Below are 21551 nucleotides of genomic sequence, written 5' to 3' on the forward strand. Positions count from 1 at the left end.
CCCTACCCTCCTACCCTTTTACTCTCCTACCCCTACCCAATTGGGAGTTTATTTATGCGCTGTTCGCTAAATTGAGACAACGATGAAAAATAATGTGATGATTCAGCTGGCTGTGTTGGTTCTGTCCTGCTTTGGAGTCCTTACCGTTCAACTTGCCCATGCAGTTCCCTTCGATTCTCGATCGTATAATGGTCGCTTCCAACACCTCCCTGGGCATCGGGGGAGTACAATTGAATTTCAACAGGTTTCGGGGAAGCTGTACGTCAACTTCGAAGGCGTGGAGTATTTTGGGGAGCATGGTCTAGGGCATTACTTTTATGCAGACTATGGTCAGTTGATGGACGCGGGGGCGTTCTCATTTGAAGTGCCTGTGAGAACTTTCTATTCAGCACCCGTGCGGAGTGGGGAATTTGTGACGGTGCGAGGGCAGTCGAGGGTTCCAGTTCGCTTCTCCGGCAAAATTGAAGGGGATCAATTGTTGGTGTCCTGCGAGTCGGAAGATGAGTCGGCCTGCTTTGATCAAGTGATGATCTTTCAGCGGATCAAGTAAAAAGGTTTATTAAAAAGTTCTATTGTAGTTTAACTTTGAGATCAGTTGATTGCAAAGAATAAAACCGATCGACCTATTTACGATCGGTTTTATAAGCTGTTTTTTAATTGGTTGGTTTAATCCTATTGAACATCTCCTGCATTGCTACGCAGGAGATGCATTCATCTGAGAAAACTACTGAATTTTGATACAGCCGTCTTTAATTTCGATCTTAGAATCGTCTTTAATTTCGATACTGCCACAAGCGGTTTCGATCGTTGCTGCACGACCACTGCCTTGAATGGTTGTTGCGCCGGTGGTTCTGGCTTCAAAGGTAACTTCTTTGTTGCTACCATCCATGCGAACTTTCATCACATGCTTTTGAGAATCTTGATTGGAATATTTAATATAAACAGTAGCAAAGGCGGGCATTGCTAAGGCTAAGGTTGGCATCAGTGAAAGTACTGCAAGAATGAAAGACTTTTTCATGGTGTTAGTAACCTCATTGAGTCAAAAAAAAGACAAAAATAAAGCAATTAATCAATCTAAACTGCATTGCCCTTTGAGTCCTATGATGGCAAAATATTATTCTTGACTATGATGGGAATAATACTAAAATTACAACAAAAATAATTTAGATTTTCTACTTAATTTCAGTGTACTTTCTGAAGTTTTAAATACGTTAAGGAAATTGCTAGAACTGAAACGAATTTGAATTCTGCCTACAACAATTTTTGCTGCGGATCCGAACGCTTAACCCTAAAATCTACCCTTGTTAAGGTGACCATATGTACTGGTCTGCCCGGTTGAAAATTTGAGGTTTTTCGATAGGATGAAAGCACTGTTCAGTGCTTTCAAAGAGCGGGAAGGAATGCAGTGATTAGTGCCATCTTTAGCGGCATTTTAATACCACTGTAGTTCTCAATTCACTGCTGTACCGATCGCCGCGTCCACAGGGCACTATCAATCTCTAACTCGTGGGGAAAGTTCTCCAACAGGAGGTCTTGTAACTCGATGATTTCCAGAAAGGTTTCGCCTTGCTGGCGCAGCCGAATCCCTTGCTGCCGCAAGTATTCCTGGATCTCGATTCTGAGCTAGACTCGTCTCCAGATTAGACCGTGGAGTAATGTTACACCACAGATAAATGATCCCTACACATTAGCAAACGCAGGGGCATATTTAACCGTTCCAGCACAGGTGACAAGCGCGTTGGGTTGGAGTTCCATCACCATAAACGCTTCCTCCGGCACGTCGTATTCACACCGTAACTGCTTCAAACTAGCCGCCGCAAAACCGAAGCGCCGATAAAACTGCGGATTTCCCAAAACCACGATCGCATCGTATCCCTGTTGACAACATTGGCCAACTCCCACCTGGATTAATTGGGAAGCAATGCCTCGGCGTTGAAACGTTGGGAGCACTGCGATCGGGGCCAGTCCTGCAACCTTGAGTGGAACGGCTGGCAACGGTTCGATCGTTACAGGACTGAACAAAAGATGCCCCACGATCGCTGCGGAATTCTGCGGGGCGGATTCTTCATCTTGATCGATCGTCGTTAAGGATTCGATCGCTACGAGGGAAATAAGCGGCAGACCACTCGCCCGCAACGCTTCGACCAAATCGGCTTCCTGCGATCGGCCAAATGCAAGTTCATTCACTTGGCGAATAGCTGAGTAGTCATTGGCCTGCTCTGCACGAATTTCCATGGCATTTACCCGGTAAACACCCTTCTCAGCTTACAAGCCCCCATTCAGATCCGCAGGATTGAGCCACCTGTTTGTTACAAACCTGCATTTTGCTGTTCCTCCCGATCGGCCTCACTAAAGGCCAGCGCTTCGCCATCTCCCTCGCGAAACCGTGCCATATTGCGGGACATAGCCTTAAATGCGGCTTGGGTTCCAGCGGGACTGGCTGCATAGGTGATAGCTTGATCTGCTTTCATACCCAGCTTACTAGCCGTGGTAATGGCATCTTGATTCGCACCCAGAAAAACAAATTCCCAGTTATATACATCGCTCTGATGCCGAATCATTTGGTTGATTTGCAGCGCGGAAAACTGCTGGCTGGCGTTTTCTTCACCGTCGGTTAGGATGACGAAAATCACATGACTGGGCCGATCGACCTCAGCCATTGCAGCCAAACGACTCCCCGTTTCATTAATCGTACGACCGATCGCGTCTAGCAGCGCAGTTGAGCTACGAGGAACAAAGGTTCGATCGTTGAGTTCAGGAGCTTGGTGCAGTGGAATCGCCCGATAGACCACTTCATACACATCATCAAACTGGGCCAGGGTAATCGTGGCTTCGCCGGGAACTTGTTTTTGTTGTTCCAGAAAAGCGTTGAAGCCACCGATCGTGTCTGCTTTGATGCTTTGCATGGAACCGGAGCGATCGAGAACGATGTTGATATCGGTGTAGTGGGATTTCATCGACTGGCCTATGGTGAGGACTATAGACACTGTTATAGACACCTCAACCCAAGTTATGCAAATATCTTGTACTACAAATCTTGTACTACTCTACCAGCATCCTACATACCAGCATCTCAGGAAATCCACGGTTAAGTAATGCTTTCAGTCTCCAGAGATCGACCCTTAATTCTCCGCCTTTACTGATCCGTAAGTTGAGCTTGTAGCGCTTGGATCTGTTCGATTGTCAAGCCAGTGACTTCAGCAATCGTCTCCAGAGGCAGCTTTTTACGGAGCATATTCAGCGCGATCGTCTGGGTCGCCTTCGCTATGCCTTTCTCCATGCCCTTTTCTTCCCAACTGGTCATCGTTTCCATAATCGCCTCCTTTTCCCGTACCTCTAGTTTATCAATTTCAGCCTGAAACCGTTTCTCTTCCTGTGCATTTAAGCGCAGATAGCTATCCACAAACTGGGAAATCAACTGACTCTTAGCGGGATTCAACTTCAGCGTCACCAACAGCCGCAAACATTCTGCCTTCACCTTCGGTCGATCGCGCTCCTCGATCGCCATCTTCGCCATCAAAGCTGCCGCTACTGGATTCGGGCGATTGAGAAAGTCCCGCCAGTTCAACTGATTTAACTGAATCGCCGCAAAGTTAAATTCCAATACCTTCAAGTTGGGAAATTCTACACTGTACTGATTCTGAGCCGCTTCCTTTGGCTGTTCGTAGGAAAAAAGCGCGATTGGATAAATCCGTTTTAAATGCTTTTGATGTAGTCGAGAGAAGTAGAAAAACAATCGCTGAGGGAATCGCATTTGATAGGTTGATTGCGGCTCGATGTGAATCAGAACCGTAGCAGCTTCTCCAGCGAGTTTAACCTCGGCTAACAGATCAACAATCTGCGTTTCTCCTTCGACTAAATCCACAAAATATTCTTGTTCACGAAAGGTAACGGAATCGGGTTCGATCGTCTCTGCTAAATCAGGTACAAACAATTCCAGAAATTCTAGGAAGAAAGTGCTAATTAATTCCTTAAATTTTTGGTCGTGGTTGATCTTTCTATCCGCCATACTGAACCGAAAATGCTGTAGATCAATTGTACCTGAGTGATCCAAGATATCCGATCGTTTCTACACAACCATCGCGCTACAAAACTTAACCACCCTGTACGGTTGACGGGGGAAGCGATCGCCGCTACATTGCTATAGTTAAGCAGCAATTGGAGATTCCAACCCTGCTGCTGATCAGCCCGAAAAACTAGCGCGATCGCCATGAGATTCCCGCCTCAAAACGATCGCTAAGCCCCCAAGCTGTAGACGCCAGCATGGTGACCTGGATTGCATTTTAGCACCCCAAGCCGCCCTGTTTCGCCATGTCAGAAATCGGGGCGGCTAGCTTTTTGGGTTTTCCTCGTCCACTTCGTTCAATTTTGAGGAAAACCAATGACTCGCTATACCAAGAAAATCAAGCTCCAACTCAGTGGTGACAACGATGCTGTTGATGCCGCAATTGGCATTTTGCACGTTCTCAATTTCATTAGTGCCCATGAGTGGAGTCAAACCGTTCGCAAACGGGGAGAACCCACCGTCGTGCGCGTAGCAGCGAGGGAGATCATGCTAGAAGACTAGATTCCCCTAAATCCCCCTTAATAAGGGGGACTTTGAACTATTTTGACTAAATTCTCCCCTTAATAAGGGGGGCTAAGGGGGATCAGATCTACGCGATCGACGAAATGCCCGATCGACCTAAAAAAGAACAGTACAATAAACACTAGTTGAATCGTTCAATATAACTGGTCAGCCTACTGTCTTTATCGACACTACAATGCCGTTGTTTAGGTAGCACGAGTCCATAGGCACTCCAATGATCCGTGTAAATCACTGCACATTGCCGATACACCGGGGGCATCGACTCCCATAACGCTTGAGCCGAGACCGCACTCCGGTCACCCACTTGGCCCCCGACAATCTCTCGCGGTTAACTATCGATCGCCAACCAAACCCACTGCCCATTCTCACCTCCAACTGACGACCACAGTCGCGACATTTATAATTTTGTTTGCCATGCCGGGTCAGACCATTACGACTAAACTCTTGTGACCCACACCTGGGACAGGTATGCATTGTCATCGTCAGTGCCTCCGGTTCACAATCTCTTGAGTTCCTCTTAATCTATCCTGCCCTTCAGGGCACTACCTGCGTATCTGCATAAACGTCGATCGTGGACTGTGTAAGGTTTCTATCCTTTGCCATATCGTTGAGTTTGGCTAATCGAAACTAACATAGGAGCTCTATCCAATGCAAATTACGGACAACTTTGTCAAAACCTATAATCATTCCCGCTATCAGTACACCACAACAGTGCGTCACAAAGGTACTGTCATTGCCTTTGCCATGGATGACAAACGGCGAATTTATTATAGTGTGCTGGATTTGAGCCAGGGGGCAGCCAGCCAGACTGGATTTGATGGGGAATGTTGGCTAGAACAGCCCCAGTTGCTGCCTTTCCCGCAGGAAATCACCCAAGTGGGCTTTGGATTTGTGGATGCCACAGTGATGCCTCAAGTCAAACAGGGCGATCGTAATCCTGTTGCATCTAACATTCCGCTTCGTGTTGGCGAAAGGGATGAATTTTTATCGTCTACAGCGCGGTTGTCCGCCGATGCACCCTTTCAAGTACTTTCCGATGGTAAAACCCTTTATGTTTTACGCCAAGCGATCGCGGCGGAACATCCCGATATGATTTATGTCAATGGTAAAACACCGATCGTTCATTCAACCTTATTGCTCGATCGCTTTATTCTAGTGGGTAATCGGCTCAGCCTCAAACAAGAAGTTCGCTACCAACGTAGTCGCCATAAAATCCGCCCCCACAGTGATAAAGATAGCTTGAATGCCGTGGATCTCGAAGGTAATCCCTTCATGGAACCCACCCAAGAGTTGGAATTTATTCAAAATCTTAGCCAAGGTCGCTTTACTGCGGTCGTCTTACCCACCGAAATTGCAACCATTAAACAATGGCAAATCTTTGCCTATAATCGCAAAACCCAAATGATTGATGCCTACAATCTGGAGCAATCTCCCGATGGCCTCTTCAATCTCCAGGGAAGTTCTCTGCTAGACATTCAAACAACTTCAGAATCTGCTCTGATGTTGAATGGTCAAGATCATTATATTGAAATTCCCCAATCCCAGTTACCCTGTGGAACCGCAAACTATACGATCGAAGCTTGGGTTCAAGGCCAAGGCACAATTGTTAGTTGGGGGAGCCAAGGCCGTTATTCCCTGCAATTAACGGCAACAGAATTGCTGGATACCTGGTCGGATGCCGTTGCCAAGCCGAAAGTCCTAGCCGCTCAAATTGCGCAAAATTCTGCATGGCACCACGTCGCCGCGACCTTTGATGGCAGCTACCGCAGACTCTATGTGGACGGCATTGAAGTCAGTCAGGATCAACCAGGGAATTTTCCAGTCCAAAACAGCGCAATGGCTCAAATTGGCGCGATCGCAGGCCGGGATTTATTCACGGGAACGATCGATGAAGTGCGCGTCTGGAATCGGGCGAGATCGGCCTTTGAAATTGCTGAAAGCCTCAAGCAGCGGCTCATGGGGAATGAACCGGGACTTATTGCCTATTGGCAGTTTGATGAAGCAGCAGGCCGGACCCTTTTCGATCATACGGATTCCGCTCAACACGGTACGATTCGCGGCAATGCCACTTGGGTGAAGTCAAGCGCCCCCCTGCAAACCAACACCAGTATCCGCCGGGATAGTTTCCAATTGGAGGGACGATCGATCGCATCGGGCTTTTCTGCAATCTTGTATTATCAACAGGAAAACGCGATCGGGGGCTATCAACAAACCCGTAAACCCTTTAAACAAAATGCACGGGTCATGTTAGCGGTCAACACCCAGCAAGGCACGCAACCCCCCGAAGTTTCCATTCTGGATTTTGCAGTGTCTCGGGCAGGGCAATTGGCGCAGATCCCCACCAGCGTTCAGTTACCCTTGCTCTCTATCCAATCTGATCAGGCTTCCCTGAAAACCTCGATCGATGCTCGCCGCGCTACAATCGCTCAACTTCAGCAAGACCTCCAGCAATTAGAGACAACCCTTAAATCCCTCGCACTGCCGACAGCAACATTCTACGGTGGATTTAATTTTCAGGGGGATTCCTTCACCTTAAGCGCAGGGAATCAATCGAATTTCAGAAATTTGCGATTCATTAATTCCATTCGGATTAATCCCGGCGCGATCGTGACTTTGACCGGCGGCCAACCGATCGTGTTTAACGAACGGCTCTCGGGCAATGTCAATTCTGATTTAAGCGGTATGTTTAATGGCGTCAAAGTCGATGAATCTAGTGAAAATCGCAATCGACGAGCCAGCTTACAACAGAAAATTGAACAAGTTCAGCAACAAATCCAAAATCAGGAAGCGCTGCTTGCAGGAGAACTGAGCAAATTGCAGGGGGAACAATCCGTCCCCATGAAACTGCTAACGATCGACCAATCGGGATTGACGATCGCCGGAGGCATTCTACAAAATATCATTGCTCAAGATACGCCGCTATTATTCGATAGCGCCACTGGTCAACTGGCTTTATATTTCCGAGGAGCCGAGGATCAATTCCGGGCTGCCTACTATGACACTTTTACAGCTCGGGCAAAATTTCCCCTTGATGCTGGCAGTGGGACAGTTATTGCAGTCGCAAGATCTACAGAAGCAGAATTGGATCGGTTAACAGTCACCATTACGGGTGAGAATGCCCAAACCTGTACTGTGACGGTGGGGGGCGCAGAGTCGTTACAGGAAGTGTGGCGTAATGTGCCCCGGATGCCCAAACAGTTTGCGGCAGTGTTGAATGGTACCGTTGCAGACCCCTTAAACATTGCAACCTTAGCCCAAGCGATCGTACCAGGAACGGTAACAGCCCTCGCCATTGCGGATAAACTCACCCGTAGCTTAACCGCAGGCGATTTGCTTCAAGTGGGAGAAATGGTATTTACAGTCGCGCAAAACAGCGATCGCAATTGTGAGGTTGTACCCGTCCTACCCGCGATCGTCAAGACAGCGCTATCGGCTACAACTCCTATTAACCTAATTGAATACGATTACAACAATGCTAGCAGCAATCACATCCTGACAGATCTGAGTCAGGGTTCGTTGCTCCTGCGTATTGTAGAGGTAATCGGGGGAGAGGCCAACGGAGCGGATTTGCTAGCCAATGGCACCTTCCAACCCCAATCGGCCACGCCCGTCTGCCGGTGGGTCGGTGCAGCACCGGGCAATACCCTCGCCTTCACCGGAACGGAGTATGGCAAACTCAGTGATCCAAATTTGCTGCCCCAACTAGCAGCAGAACAGAAGCTCTCGATCGAAGCTTGGATTAAACCCACACCCACTGTGCAGCGGGGCCGCATTCTGCAATACCGAGCCTCAGACACAGCCCAATATGCCCTCGGCATTGAACCGATTCCGTCGGCGCTGCGGTTTGCGGCAACCGATTTGATTGAATTGGGGTCAGCGGATGAATTGGGATTACGCGATCGGGATTTCTTGGTGGAAGTCTGGGTTAATCTACCTTCGACGGTGGGGGATCGAAGTCTCCTAGGCACCGATATTCTTAAAGCCAATGAAGGATTACATTTGATAATTCGCAACGGGAAACCCTATTTCGGCTTCTTTGGCAACGATACCGCAGGTCAAACGGTCATTAATCCCAATACTTGGTATCACTTGGCCTTTCGATACACGAAAGCCACAGGAGAACAGGCGATTTTCGTCAATGGGGAATTGGATACGGCAACGCAGAAACATGCCGCTTTTCAAGGCAAAGGGATGGTTAAATTAACCCGTTCCAGTGGCGACTTCCTCGGTGGTAATGGCTTTCCCCTAGAAGGTGCGATCGATGACGTCCGCATCTGGTCACAGCCCCGATCGAATGCCCAAATCAAAGCGGATTATAACCGTCGGTTAGAGGGCAATGAAGCCGGATTGGTACGGTATTGGCATTTCGAGAATGGGCTTGCTAAGGATTACTCGATCAATCGCCGCGATCGGCCCATTATCGGTGCCCCTAAGCTGGAAGTTTCGCCATTAGCGCCCTATACGCTGTTTGCCAACGTGGGCAGCCAAACATTGCGGGCAAAAACGTTCCTGCCTACGGGAAATTGGAATCACATTGCTGCCACCTTCTGCCAAGCCTATGCAGTACAACTGGATGGGAAAACGGGCTATCTAGACTGTGGGAATCAGCAAACGTTGGATTTGAATCGAGACTTGACGATCGAAGTGTTCCTCAAACCCGAAGGCACTGGATTTCAACCGATTCTCACCAAAGGCGCGCTCAACACCGGCACCGATCAAAAGGTTCCCTACATGCTCTATCTGCTTGATGGCAAGGTGGGCTTTGCCTTTGAAACGGCGGATGGCACAATCAAAACGTTTACCACAGCGGCACCGTTGCCCCAGGGCAAATTTACCAAGATTGGGATCACTCGTAAATATGACTCCACCACCCAAATGGATGCAAACGGTCAACCAATCTCCAAACAATGGTACGACATCCAGGTCTATATCAATTCTGTTCGCACGGATACCTATCAATTCCCAGATGCAAGACTGAAGGAATCCTTTAAGGATGTGGGGACTAACAATCGCGAGTTAATTATTGGTCGGGCTGTATCTTTTGATGGCACACTTGCATTTTTCAATGGCACTATCAGTGAAGTTCGGCTGTGGAATGTGCCTCGATCGGATCTAGGTAATTCCATCACCGGAACCGAAAAAGGGATGGTAGCTTGGTGGACGTTTGCGGAGGCGGAAGGCACGATCGTTCAAGATGCAAAAGGCAATCATCCGGCAAGACTGAAAGGGGGCTGTACTTGGACAAAAACGCCTGATCCGAATGGATCAACCTTGCTATTGTATCGGGAAGGAATGCCGATCGCGACGGAATTGATTAGCAATACGACTGTGATTACCAATCAATTCACGATCGGGGCTGCATTAAATGGAACAGTGGTACAGGAATCGTTTAAGGGAATTCTGAAAGATCTACGAATCTGGAAGACTATGCGTACGTTAGAGCAGTTGCAAGATAATATGTTTACGCCATTGCTCAACGAACGGGAAGACTTAATCGCCTACTATTCCTGTGATGCAGAAAGCGAGACTCAAGTCCTGGATCAATCCTTCCATCGCAACCACCTAACGTTTATCAAAGTCGATCAGCCCATCACACCGCCATTCCGCATTTCCAAAGCTCCGATTAGTTTGGATATTCCCCAAATCCAAAGCGCCCTCAGTAGTGAAAGAACGGTTTATCATGATATCTTGCACAGTCAACCCAGTGTGCAGGAATACGGGGAAATGCAGCGGGATAGTGCAGGGAATCTCTTTGGGGTACTCAAACGTTGCTATAGCGTGATTAAAAACCAGCAATGGCAAATTATCACAGGCTTTAAGGTCGGAAATTTAGTGACTGAATGGGTGGGGCAAGTGCAATCCGATCCACAATTAATTGGATTTATTGAGGGTGCGCCGCCGGTACCCAGTGAAAACTTGACCCTGCGGGAGGACTACAGTGCCGCAAGTTCAGTGGAGTTAACCGAAGCCCAAAGCACAACCTATACCTACACCTCCTCGCGGGATACGGGATTTGACATGGCGATCGAAGGTGCGGTGACCTTTGGGGTGAAGTCGGAAACCACTGCGGGGATCGGGGTTGAGACTTCCATGGAAGATACGGATGTGCAAATTGGGGTCAAAACGAGTTTTGAGAATTCGCTGGGCTGGTTAGAGGATGCCAGTTCGGGCACGGGCAAAACCACAACGAAGGCGAGCAAAATGACCCTGCAAGGCCATACGATCGACGGACGCTTTTCGCCCAATAATGTCGGGTTTGCCTTGGTACAGTCGGAAACGGCGGATGTTTTTGCCCTACGGTTACAGCATAACAATGCGCTCGTGTCCTATCAAATGCGTCCGAACCCAGATATCCCTCGGGATTGGAACATTATTACGTTTCCCATCAATGCTGCCTACACAAAACAGGGAACGCTGGATGGAAAGGTGGGACTACAAGCAGATTTAGATTATCCCAATGCATTGAACTACAGCTCTGATAGCAGTTACTTCAAACCGATCGAAGCCTATCAGATCAAAAATCAAATTCAGCGGGAACAGGAACAACTCAAAACGGAATTCGATCAGTTTGATGCTGGGGGATTAGGGCGTCGGCAATCGGTGACACATTTTTCCTCAGACGATTTGGCCCAGGGTCGATCGCTGGATAAACTGCCCCAACAGCACAAACGCAATCTGGTCAATACCTATGTCTGGACTGCGGATGGTGGCTTCTTTGCAGAATCGGAGGAAACCCTAGACATTCAACAGGAAACCATGGGCGGCTCCTACGCCTTTAAAGGCATGGCAGGGTTGGCCTTTTCCGCAGAAGTTGCGGTGAGTAAAGTGGCAATGGGAGTTGAATTGCAAGCCTTATTTGGGGGGCATTTAAATCTGACCGTGGCAAAGAGTGCAGAGTCGCAGACCGCCTTTGGGGTCAACATTGAACTGGATGTGGAACGCGATATTATGCAACGGGATGAGGCGGGCCATCTGGTGGTCGATCGCAGCAATCCACGGCAACCCGTGCCCCAGAAACAGCCGGGTAAGGTAGATGCCTATCGGTTTATGACGTTTTATCTGGAACCGAAAACCAATCACTTTGATGAATTTTTCCATCGCGTAATTGATCCAATTTGGTTGAGTCAAAGTAACGATCCCAATGCGATCGCGCTGCGACAGGCCAATCAAGTGGCGGCTAAACCTGCTTGCTGGCGCGTGATGCACCGAGTGACCTACGTCAGCCGTGTGCTGGAAACCGTCCCCAGCCAGCCCCAACCCTCTTTGGAAAAAACATTAGCCACGATCGAGGTGAGTAGTAATTATGAGTTGATTCGTCGATTAGATCCCCTAGTCCGGGGTCAGAAAGACAGTGTAGGACTGCTTACAACGGCGGTTCACGAGGCTCTGATCCGCTATTTACCTGAGCTCCTACCCTATGAATCGGAGGTTGTTCAGTACATGATGAATTACTACGGAACATTCTCGGCATAACTAGTTTCTGAATCGTAAGTTGTGCTTGATTTGAATAACACTCTGGGCGTTACGAAGAAATGGGTGACGCCCAGTTTCTTGCAGCTACTGAATGGGAAGCAAAGTTGGCGACCGACGCGCTACGAAGTGAAAACTCTGGGCTGTGAGCTTCTATTGGATTTTACGGCGGTGAAATGGTTGGATGATCAAATGCAGTGGAGTCAAGAGGTCAACAAAATGGCATGACTGAACTGGGCTATGAAACAGTTGGTGCAAGTCTTGCAGATCTGTCCCCAATCTGACGAAATCATAGTGTTATTCAGCAATGCCAACAAAATTAGGGATTTGCAAAGAAATAATATCCCCTCTTCATTCCCCTACCCTCCTACCCTTTTACTCTCCTACCCCTACCCAATTGGGATTTTATTTATGCGCTGTTCCCTTACCTCTGTAAAACCTATCAGCGACAGTTCATCGAAACCGATGACCCACCTTCTTGCTACAGCGATGAGTTGAAGCGCGCATGCCTGAACATGTATGTCAACGGATTAGCCTTTTCAGAAGGCTTATCACAGGTCTCATAGACGATACCCGCCTGCACTTTGCGCCACTCAGGCGTGATCTCCTCTGTACTGGCCAAAATTTCCTGCGTCAAATCTAACCACAGCCCCTGCTGCGTCAAGAAACTGACCTGCTCTTGTACCATTGCTAATCCCCGTTTCCCCGATCGCCAAGCCGATTCCCGCACTTGCTGTTGCTGAAAACTTAACTGTGATTTCGCTTCTGGTGAAACAGTTTGGAAATTCGCATAAATTTCCGATGGGATGGTCGATCGCCGAGACATGATCAAACGATACTTTTGTCCTGCTTCTAGATCTGGGCCGGAATACACCATGCGCGTTAGGCCATCCGCATCCGGCGAGAGGCTGACTGGTTGCTCCCAAACCACTTGCCCTGCTTTCTCTAATTTCACAAAGTCTACAGTTCCACGCCATACCCAAGTTGGTCGCGATCGGAGCATCAATAATGGCTGTTCTGTGCCCCATTGGCCGGGAATTACGGAACAAAGCGAACTTTTCATTACTGGCCGACTTCCTCCAGGCACTGTAGGGACGGGAGGTTTGGTTCCAAATAAACTGTTGTAAATTCGGCTCCATAGCCCTTCCTGCTGGGCATAAGCGATCGTGGGAACATTGACTAAACTTCCGACGAACATGCTTACGCCAATTAATAGCACCAACCGAACCTTAAAACCGTTTTGCATAGCCTGTTTCCTTTAGCATAGCCAGTAAAATATACATAGAAAATGTCGAAATAGGTAGTAATAATGGTATCAAAATTTGAAACGAAATGTAGATTTGTAGACTGATAAAAATAACAAGGTTTAAACTAACCATTAAAATAATCCAAGTATAAGGTTTTTTCAATAAGTTTAAACAGTATATAACAAAGGCTTTTGTACTCAACGCTGCAAGCAAAACCAACCAGAAATCCGGAATCGGGCGAATCAATAATTGATTCTGCCATTGATAGGCTAAATAGGCATGAATATTTCCTCCTGGCATTTGATCCATATTGGGTTCCCAATAACGAAAAGCCTGCGGCGTTCCATAGCGATCGGCGTTCTTATGTTCTACTCCCGCCTCGTCATACAGGCCGGGTGCAATTAATAATACCTGCTGCTGCAAGTCTTGTAAGTCTGGTGCTGTTGTTGAACGTTCTAGAAATTGATGGGCAGGTAATGTTTGGTAAACTCTTTGCGGATCGATCGAATAATCAATCAGTGGATGGAGCCACATTTGTCCAAAACCGTAGGATAGCCGCGTGATTGGACTGGGCGTGAGTGAATCTGGTGACCTCTGCGATCGCTGACAAGCCGAGGCGGGTGGGTGGGCGGCGATTCTTGGCCCTAAACAGGCTAATTGGTAGGCTAAGGGCAATACAGACTGGGATGAATTCTGCAACGGGGCATAAATCGACGATCGATTCATACCTTCAGTAGCCAGCAATACCCCCATGGAGCCATAGTGAACGCCTGAACTCGGAAACAGATCGGTTAAAGGTTGTTGGCAGGTTTCACCCCGACAATCCACTCCCACAACCAATGGCAATCCTTGGGCCACTAGCTTTTGGGTTGTTTGACTAAAGGACTGATCAACTTCTTTCTGTGCCCGATCGAGTAAATAATCCAGGCCCACGATCGGTGCTCGCACCTCGGCTGCTTTATTCAAGAGCTGGCCAATATAGGCTTTATTAATCGGCCAGACGGGTTCAATGCGATTGTTCTTAATCGAATCAGAATCTATCTGTACTAACAAAACCAAAGGCTTTGTCGTAGGCATTTGCCCAGTCGCATCCCGATAAATCGCCTGTACCCACTGCCGTCGATCGATGAGCGCCTGTTGCACATTCAGCGAGCTACTCAGCACGACCAGCCCCATCAATCCCACCGCTTCCCAAACGGTCGGTTTCCATTGGCGTAACTTGGCACGGACTCCCACTGGACGAGCGCAAAAGAGCGGGGCATCGGGATGGCAGTAGAGCGATGGCACCAGATGGGTGGAGGGAAACTTTAAGCGTCCCTGGAGAGACTGACAGGCCGATCGTAGCGATGTATGAATATTCTGTTGATTGGCCAATGCTTGAACCAACTGGAGAAAAAATTCTTGGGCAACTTGATTGTGAATGGGCTCACGCATGACCACCACCTGACTTAACCCCAAGTCCACCAAGGCTTCAGCAATATTTAAACCACTACAGGAATTGAAAATCGCCACTTTTAAACCCCGTTGTTGGGCTTGCTTTAAAAATGGCCGCAGTTCACTCATCAGCAACGACTGACCCGGCGCAATAAAAATTTCACCCTGACTCAATTCCGTTTCATTGCTGTGGCCTGCGAAAAAGAGGATATCCCAACCACCCTCGTCGATTAATGCCTGGGTAATTTGGTCTTTGAGATCCTCTCCAGCAATACCTTCGCGCCAACCAATGAATTGGACATCCGCTACTTTGGTGGTTTTGAGCGCTTGCAAAGCCTCGTATTCATGTTGGAAATCTAAGCCAGTATCGTCTCCCATAATCGCCAAAATCCTCAGCCGTCCCTGCCGTTGTAGGGTTTTGGCAGAATAGCGAATGTTAATCGGCGATCGGATGATTTGAATCGATTGAGCGGCTCCAAATTGCTGACCCACATCCCACGCTTCCCAGGGCAACCGCTCCAAGTCGATATTGTCACAGCTTAGAAATAAGGCAATGGGTTCTCCACCATTGGCTTTAGCAAGTTCAGCCAATTGGGTTCGCAGCGGTAAAAGTTCTGCATCACTTAACCAAGTGTCAAATTCATTCAGCAATAACACTTCTGCCTGAGCTAACTTGACCCGTAGATCTTCCGGCGGCACATCCCCCGTCCCACTGTGGCCCGGTCGCCCCCGTAAATTGCGGTAAAACTGGCCGTAGAGGCGACGCCAGTTGTGGTAAAGATTGGTCAAACTAGCGGGATAGTGAATAGAACGCTGGAGGGAGCGCCCTTCACCCGCATCCAAAAAAAAGATACAAGTTTGATCGGCTTGGCTAATGCGAAGGAAAACTCGTTTAGTAGACATTGGAAATCAAGATTGAACAATAAACGAATCACTCAATTATCTGGTTGTAGCAGTAGGTTACTAGGCAAAGGCAAAGGGAGGTAGGGTTAGGGTTTGGTTTTGATACTGCAAGGTAACTATAAATTGTTCATCTAGTTCACCCATCACAGAGCCATAGAGAAAGTCAGACTGGGTGGTTTCCGTTTGCCGATCGATCAGTATTGCATTGGCATCCGCAATTTGTAGCCCCAAGCCACGGGGTAAGTCTGTGCGATCCTGTTGGCGCAGGATAATGAGTAATGACCATTCGGCGATATTGGAATCCGTGGGTGTAGTTGCAGGCGCAATCACAGCGTACAGGCGCAGTGCCAAGTCACCGAATTGCAAATCCTGATAAGCCGTTGCTTTTTCCAGGGGGATTGAGATTCCCTTGCGCATCAAACTCATCAGAATGGCGGACAAATCACCCATGGGAGAATCTGCTTCCACGTCTCGTAAACGGCTGCGCGTCGCGTCAGCCAATGCAATCGTAGGCAATGGATACCATGGAGAGAATGGATTTACGATCGTGTGTTCTAAGTGACTCGCCACGTGATCGACAATTTGATTCACCTGATTGACTTGCTGATTGAACCACTGTCCTGTTCTCACGATCGGCTGTATGAGAAGTTGACAGAATCGCTGGGCAATCGGTGGGCTGGGGGCTGCCTGGGGTAAGGGAATTGCGACGGGATCTAGGCAAGTTAAATAGAGTAAGAGTTCGTCTAAGTTTGGGTTGGCTTGCTCGATCGCGAGACGGCAATCACTGGCGTCTGCCGGAAGTTCCGGGAGTTGGTCATGGCGCAGGAACCCCAGAATTTCCGCTTGGCCGGATTCCTCATGGATAACGATCGGGAGATAGAAGTGGGATGCAAACTGAGGGTTTTGAATAGTTGTAACGGGAATACACCAATCATCAGCACTCCCATCATTCACAATCAGGCAAAGATTAAACGTTGCAACCTTAATTCGACAAACTGCAATATGACCTTTGATCGTTGGTTGGGGGATGTTGGAGCGAATACTAGGCTGGGAAGAATCAGCAGTATCTGGTAACAGGATTGTTGCCTGGGAGAGATCGAGTAATGCAGGCGTAGTCCGTTGCTGGAACCAATGCTGAAAGGCTTGAATTGCCAGGGCATGGAGATAAATTGCCCAACTAGACTGAGCGGAATCGAAAGTTTGTCCCCAGCGTTGGCTAATCTCTTGGGCTTGCAAAAAGTCTGCATCTTCTAGGGAAACAATCTCACCTTGCAACGGTTCATAGTCTAATAGAAGATCGGTTGAGCGTAGATAACTGTCCATGATAGTGATGGTGGGTGAGGAGTAGATAGGTGAGTCAGAAGTCATAGTGAGGTTGGCTAGTAATTGCGTGATCAGCAGGGGATGTACTGTGTTTTGGTGTACATTTCTGTCTCAATCTGACGGCCACAACCCTATGAATATCAAGCTTTCCGGGAAATTACGGAACTGTCATGATGCGATGGAGGTAGGTGCAGAGTTTCTGCGTAAAGAGACTGGGGGTGATGGTGTAGCCCTTGGCGGTGCTGACTTCTTTTTGAGCAGCGGTAATCAGGTCATCCACTTGGGCTTCTAAGGCGGCATCAATGCTCTTGGCTACCTGGACTAGGCGATCGGGATCGATGAAGAAAGGGCCTTTTTCTTGCATAAAGGTTTTGAGCTGATGCAGGATGAGGTTGCGGACATCGGCGCGGAAGGCTTTGAGCTTGAGGAGTCGGGTGACTTCGTCTTGGCGTTTGAGTCCGATCGTGGGGGCTATTTCACCCATGGAGCAGCGTTGGCAATGAATTTGTTCGAGGGCTTGCAGAAATTGCTGGGCGGTTTTCGGTTTTTTCTGGAGGCGATCGTGGATAACTTGCTGGAGGGACTGTTCTAGGGCTTGGGAAAATTCTTGGCGAAAGGCTTGGAGAAAGTTGGCGATCGAGTCGTCATCCTCTTCTACAGACTGGGTTTGGGAGATTTGATATTCTAATTGTTCAGCGGTGTCAGTTGTATCGAATGACTGATGGAAGTTTCGTTGTCTGACTTGTCCCCCTCGCCGATGGATACGATACTGACGCAGTTGGTCGGCTATTTTTTTAAGTCGATCGAGTATTTTTTCGGGGGTGAAGGTTTGATGGATACTTTTTTCAATTAATTCTGCGATGCGTTGTAATTGCAAGTCGGTCGGATCTTCGCAGCGTCTACGACCTTTTTGGTGTTGTCGATCGTATAGATAAACGGCATGATAGCTATTGAGTAAAATAACAGCAAACTCAATTTCTGGAACGGAGAGTTGATAAAACTCCCGCAGAATCCGTTCTAGGCTGTCGGGGGAGGTGTCGTTGAGGATGGCCCAAGGGGTGATGAGGTGGAGTCCTTGGTTCAGTAGGAATTGCTGGAGGGCGGGATGTTGGCGGACGAGGCGAACGATCCAATTATGTAGACTGCCGGATTCGGTTCGGAATCGCTCTAAAATGGCGATCGCGAGGGGTTTGTAGGGGCTGTTTTCGGGGGGGTAGGGGGCACGCCCATCATCATCGAGGACGAGGGGCAGGAGGTCGGAGAGTTGAAATTGGTAGTTTTCGCCAAACTGTCGGACAAGGCTGAGGCAAGCTTGGACGATTTCCTGGGAGACGTAGCAGCGTAGACACCATTGGGCTTGGGGATCGGGATGGGTTAGCAGTTGGGCGAGGATTGTGGCATTGTCGATCGATTCAGGAAATTGCTGGATGAAGAAGGCTTGGGCTGCGGGGAGTACTTTGGGCTGGTAGGTGCCATCGGATTTGAGCCGGAGGAGAGTCCAGTATTGGCTGAGGGTGTCCATGGTTTGTACTACGGCGATCGGGGGAGATTGGGCAGTAAAAGCAATCGGAACGGAATTGGTAACTTGAATTAGTGTATCAAGGTTGTTGAAATTAGAAAGTTAGAGGCCGTTGCCGAGTAGGATAAACGGTGCCCAGTAGTAGGGATGGGAGGAATCCACAACTTTGCTGGGTTCGATGAGGGGACGAGCACCCGCCCGTTGGCGCATGGCTTGGGGGGTGAGCTTTTGGTCGATCAGGGATTTTTGCGCGTACTGGAGGGCTTGGGCTTTGGTCATACCTTGTTTGAGGTTTTGATAGAACGCAGTCATGAGGACTTGGGTGCCGCCGTCATCCACTTGCCAGAGGGAGGCGATCGTGGCTCTTGCGCCTGCCCGTTGGAACTGGTAGCCCAGGCCGAGGATTTCTTGGCCGTTGCCGAGGGTGTCGCCGACTCCGGTTTCGCAGGCGCTAAGGACAACGAGATCGACGTTGCCCATGGTGAGGTTGGCGATTTCGGGAAGGGGGATGATTTCGCCGCTACCGAGGGCGATGAAGGAGTGGCTGCTTTCGCCCGTGACAAACTTACCGTGGGTGGCGAGGTGGACGATGTTGTGGCTGTTGAGTTGGGGGAGAAGTGAACGGCGATCGAAGGCATTGCCAATCAGTGGAACTGTTGGTAAGAGAGTTTTCAGGGAATCGACTTCTTGAATGGTGAAGGGAATGCCCGAAAAGTCGAAGGATTGATTGCCGACTTTAATGGTATGAAATTCGTCTCCGTAGGCTCCGGCAAGGACTTTGGGTTGGGTGACGGGGTTGGTATTAATTTCTTGGAGCGATCGGGCGATGATGTTGTTGGTGCGGTAGCGTTGGGCGAGCCATTGTTGGCCATCGTGGAGGGTGGCGAGGGGAATGTAGCGGAGGGGGCCGTCGGGGGCGTAGATCAGGGTTTTGGGGTTGGCGGCTTTGAGGTCGGCTTCGAGGGGTTTGATGAGCCAGTTGTAGAGTTGTTGGGCGAGTTTTTGGGTGCCTTGGGGGTCGCTGGGGGATTGGAGGGCGCGGCGGAAGTCGGTGATGGTTTGGTTGAGTTGTTTGCGGGAGAGGTTGCGGACGGTGCGGCGCAGGGGTGGGCTGTTGGGTGTGGTGATGATTAGTTCGAGGCGGTCTTCTAGAATCAGGGGATAGATGAGGACAGCATCGACTTTTTTGAGGTTGTCGCGGAGACTGTTGAGGTCTTCGAGGTTGAGGTTTTGCTGAGCGGCGGTGCGGGTGAGTTGGCCCAGGAGGGTTTGGATGGGTGGACTGTCGATGAATTGGTTGAATTGGCGATTGATATCGGATTCGAGTTTGACAAGTTGAGCCAGTTCTTGGGTTTGGCTAGGGGAAAGGGCGTTTTGAGTGTTGAGTTGTCGGAGTTTTGCAAGGCTATTAGCAATTTCAGTAGCGTTTTTTTGGAGTTGTTCGTAGCGTTTTAGGATTTCTAATTCGGGTTTGAGGATGATGAGTTGGTCAGCGTCACTACTGCGAGTGTTGCGCAGGTAGTCTTCAATTTCCTGAACTTTGAGGAGATCAAGTACCTGTTGCGCTTCCAAAATACGATCGTGTTCCAATAACAAGTCTGCTAATCGATGATAGGTCTTAGCAATGGAATCAGCGTAGGTTTTCTGGGTTGCTTTGGGTAGTTTGCGAATATTTTGGCGGAGGGTTTCGTAAACATTGACCGATTGCTTGTAAAAGACGATCGCGGCCTGGGGATTATCTTTAGCCCACAGTTTACCCAGATTATTCAGCATAATTGCTTCGCCAGAGCGATCAGCCACCGCACGCATGATTGGCAAGGCTTGATTCAAATAGTCCAGCGCTTTCTGTTTCTCGCCTACAATAAGGTAGACCCGACCAATATTATTGAGGGTAGCCGCTTCTCCGGCACGATCGCCCACTGTTCGTCTCAGTAGTAAGGCTTGGTTGTAATAGTCTAGAGCTTTCTGCTTGTCACCTAAGTCATCGTAGATCCCACCAATATTGTTGATTATGGTAGCTTCACTACCACGCTCGCCCACTGCCCGTTTAAGCCGCAAGGCTTGATTGTAATAGTCGAGGGCTTTCTGTTTCTCGCCTAGATCCTCATAGGCTGCACCCATGTTGTTGAGGGTGTCCGCTTCTCCGCTGCGATCACCCACCAAACGTGACAGCGGCAAAGCTTGATTGTAATAGTCCAGTGCTTTCTGTTTCTCGCCTAAGTCAGAGTAGACACTCCCAATATTGTGAAGCGTGGTGGCTTCACCAGAGCGATCGCCCACTGCCCGTCTCAGTGGCAAAGCTTGATTGTAATAGTCCAGTGCTTTCTGTTTCTCGTCTAAGTCAGCATAGACCTTCCCAATATTGTTGAGGGTAGCCGCTTCACCGAAGCGATCGCCCACTGCCCGTCTCAGTGGCAAAGCCTGATTGTAATACTCCAGTGCTTTCTGTTTCTCGCCTAAGTCAGAGTAGACAATACCAATATTGTTGAGGGTAGCGGCTTCACCGGAGCGATCGCCCACTGCCCGTCTCAGTGGCAAAGCTTGATTGTAATACTCCAGCGCTTTCTGTTTCTCACCTAAGTCAGAGTAGACTACGCCAATATTGCTGAGGGTGTTAGCTTCACCACTTTGATCATTCACCGCACGAAACATTGATAAAGCTTGATTGTAATAGTCCAGCGCTTTCTGTTTCTCGCCTAGGTCAGAGTAGATCCCACCCATATTGTTGAGGGTAGTGGCTTCGACACTGCGGTTACCCGTTGCCCGTAATAGCGGCAAGGCTTGATTATAATAGTCCAGCGCTTTCCGTTTCTCCCCTAAGTCAGAGTAGACTGTGCCAATATTGTTAAGGGTGATGGCTTCACTATTTTGATCACCGATTGTACGCAACAGGATTAAGGCTTGATTGTAATAGTCCAGGGCTTTTTGCGTCTTGCCGAAATCATGACTGATGCGGCCCAATACTAACAATGAGAATGCTTGTTTATCCTGTGCATTCGCTACCCGACTCAACTCCAACGCCTTTTCAAACTGCCCGATCGCCTTTTGCAAAGATTCCGCACTGCCT

Annotated in this window: 15 protein-coding genes; 4 read left to right on the forward strand and 11 right to left on the reverse strand. The window is 48.8% G+C overall.

Annotation, left to right across the window (positions count from 1 at the left end; genetic code table 11):
- The first annotated feature begins 82 nt into the window (after positions 1–82).
- The gene (locus tag ACN4EG_RS23020; protein ID WP_431632604.1) at positions 83–550 is read left to right on the forward strand and encodes a hypothetical protein; all 468 of its coding nucleotides are present in this window, start codon (positions 83–85) and stop codon (positions 548–550) included.
- A 174-nt stretch (positions 551–724) separates the two neighbouring features.
- Here the strand turns inward: ACN4EG_RS23020 and ACN4EG_RS23025 are convergent, their stop codons facing one another.
- The 5 genes from ACN4EG_RS23025 to ACN4EG_RS23045 form a co-directional block, all read right to left on the reverse strand.
- Entirely contained in the window at positions 725–1018 is a 294-nt protein-coding gene (locus ACN4EG_RS23025) for a hypothetical protein (RefSeq protein ID WP_431632605.1), read from the reverse strand.
- Between the two features lie 437 nt (positions 1019–1455).
- Entirely contained in the window at positions 1456–1599 is a 144-nt protein-coding gene (locus ACN4EG_RS23030) for a hypothetical protein (RefSeq protein ID WP_431632606.1), read from the reverse strand.
- 81 nt (positions 1600–1680) lie between these two features.
- Entirely contained in the window at positions 1681–2235 is a 555-nt protein-coding gene (locus tag ACN4EG_RS23035; RefSeq protein WP_431632607.1) for a GNAT family N-acetyltransferase, read from the reverse strand.
- A gap of 74 nt (positions 2236–2309) precedes the next feature.
- Positions 2310–2957: a vWA domain-containing protein gene (locus tag ACN4EG_RS23040; protein ID WP_431632608.1), complete on the reverse strand. Its 648-nt coding sequence runs from the start codon at positions 2955–2957 to the stop codon at positions 2310–2312.
- A gap of 179 nt (positions 2958–3136) precedes the next feature.
- Positions 3137–4009 (reverse strand): Rpn family recombination-promoting nuclease/putative transposase, encoded by an 873-nt coding sequence (locus ACN4EG_RS23045; protein ID WP_431632609.1) that lies wholly within the window; start codon positions 4007–4009, stop codon positions 3137–3139.
- A gap of 372 nt (positions 4010–4381) precedes the next feature.
- On the opposite strand from ACN4EG_RS23045, the gene ACN4EG_RS23050 reads away from it, so the two are divergent.
- Positions 4382–4567: a hypothetical protein gene (locus ACN4EG_RS23050; protein WP_431632610.1), complete on the forward strand. Its 186-nt coding sequence runs from the start codon at positions 4382–4384 to the stop codon at positions 4565–4567.
- A gap of 249 nt (positions 4568–4816) precedes the next feature.
- Here ACN4EG_RS23050 and ACN4EG_RS23055 read toward each other — a convergent pair whose 3' ends face one another.
- Positions 4817–5068, reverse strand: coding sequence for a transposase-like zinc-binding domain-containing protein (locus ACN4EG_RS23055; RefSeq protein ID WP_431632611.1), 252 nt, complete (start codon positions 5066–5068; stop codon positions 4817–4819).
- Between the two features lie 168 nt (positions 5069–5236).
- Between ACN4EG_RS23055 and ACN4EG_RS23060 the strand changes: the two genes are divergently transcribed.
- On the forward strand, positions 5237–12061 hold the full coding sequence (locus ACN4EG_RS23060) for a LamG domain-containing protein (RefSeq protein WP_431632612.1): 6825 nt from the start codon (positions 5237–5239) through the stop codon (positions 12059–12061).
- Between the two features lie 30 nt (positions 12062–12091).
- The gene (locus ACN4EG_RS23065) at positions 12092–12286 is read left to right on the forward strand and encodes a hypothetical protein (RefSeq protein ID WP_431632613.1); all 195 of its coding nucleotides are present in this window, start codon (positions 12092–12094) and stop codon (positions 12284–12286) included.
- A 253-nt stretch (positions 12287–12539) separates the two neighbouring features.
- On the opposite strand, the gene ACN4EG_RS23070 is transcribed toward ACN4EG_RS23065, so the two are convergent.
- The 5 genes from ACN4EG_RS23070 to ACN4EG_RS23090 form a co-directional block, all read right to left on the reverse strand.
- Positions 12540–13304 (reverse strand): hypothetical protein, encoded by a 765-nt coding sequence (locus ACN4EG_RS23070; RefSeq protein WP_431632614.1) that lies wholly within the window; start codon positions 13302–13304, stop codon positions 12540–12542.
- Entirely contained in the window at positions 13288–15642 is a 2355-nt protein-coding gene (locus tag ACN4EG_RS23075; protein WP_431632615.1) for a CHASE2 domain-containing protein, read from the reverse strand. The genes ACN4EG_RS23070 and ACN4EG_RS23075 overlap by 17 nt, the downstream gene beginning before the upstream one ends.
- A gap of 60 nt (positions 15643–15702) precedes the next feature.
- Positions 15703–17010 (reverse strand): DUF1822 family protein, encoded by a 1308-nt coding sequence (locus ACN4EG_RS23080; RefSeq protein WP_431632616.1) that lies wholly within the window; start codon positions 17008–17010, stop codon positions 15703–15705.
- 112 nt (positions 17011–17122) lie between these two features.
- Positions 17123–18487 (reverse strand): hypothetical protein, encoded by a 1365-nt coding sequence (locus ACN4EG_RS23085; protein ID WP_431632617.1) that lies wholly within the window; start codon positions 18485–18487, stop codon positions 17123–17125.
- A gap of 99 nt (positions 18488–18586) precedes the next feature.
- Positions 18587–21551: CHAT domain-containing protein (locus ACN4EG_RS23090; RefSeq protein ID WP_431632618.1), on the reverse strand; the 2965-nt coding region annotated here is incomplete at its 5' end.

Source organism: Alkalinema pantanalense CENA528 (assembly GCF_050753345.1).
In the GTDB taxonomy this organism is placed as follows: domain Bacteria; phylum Cyanobacteriota; class Cyanobacteriia; order Leptolyngbyales; family Leptolyngbyaceae; genus Alkalinema; species Alkalinema pantanalense.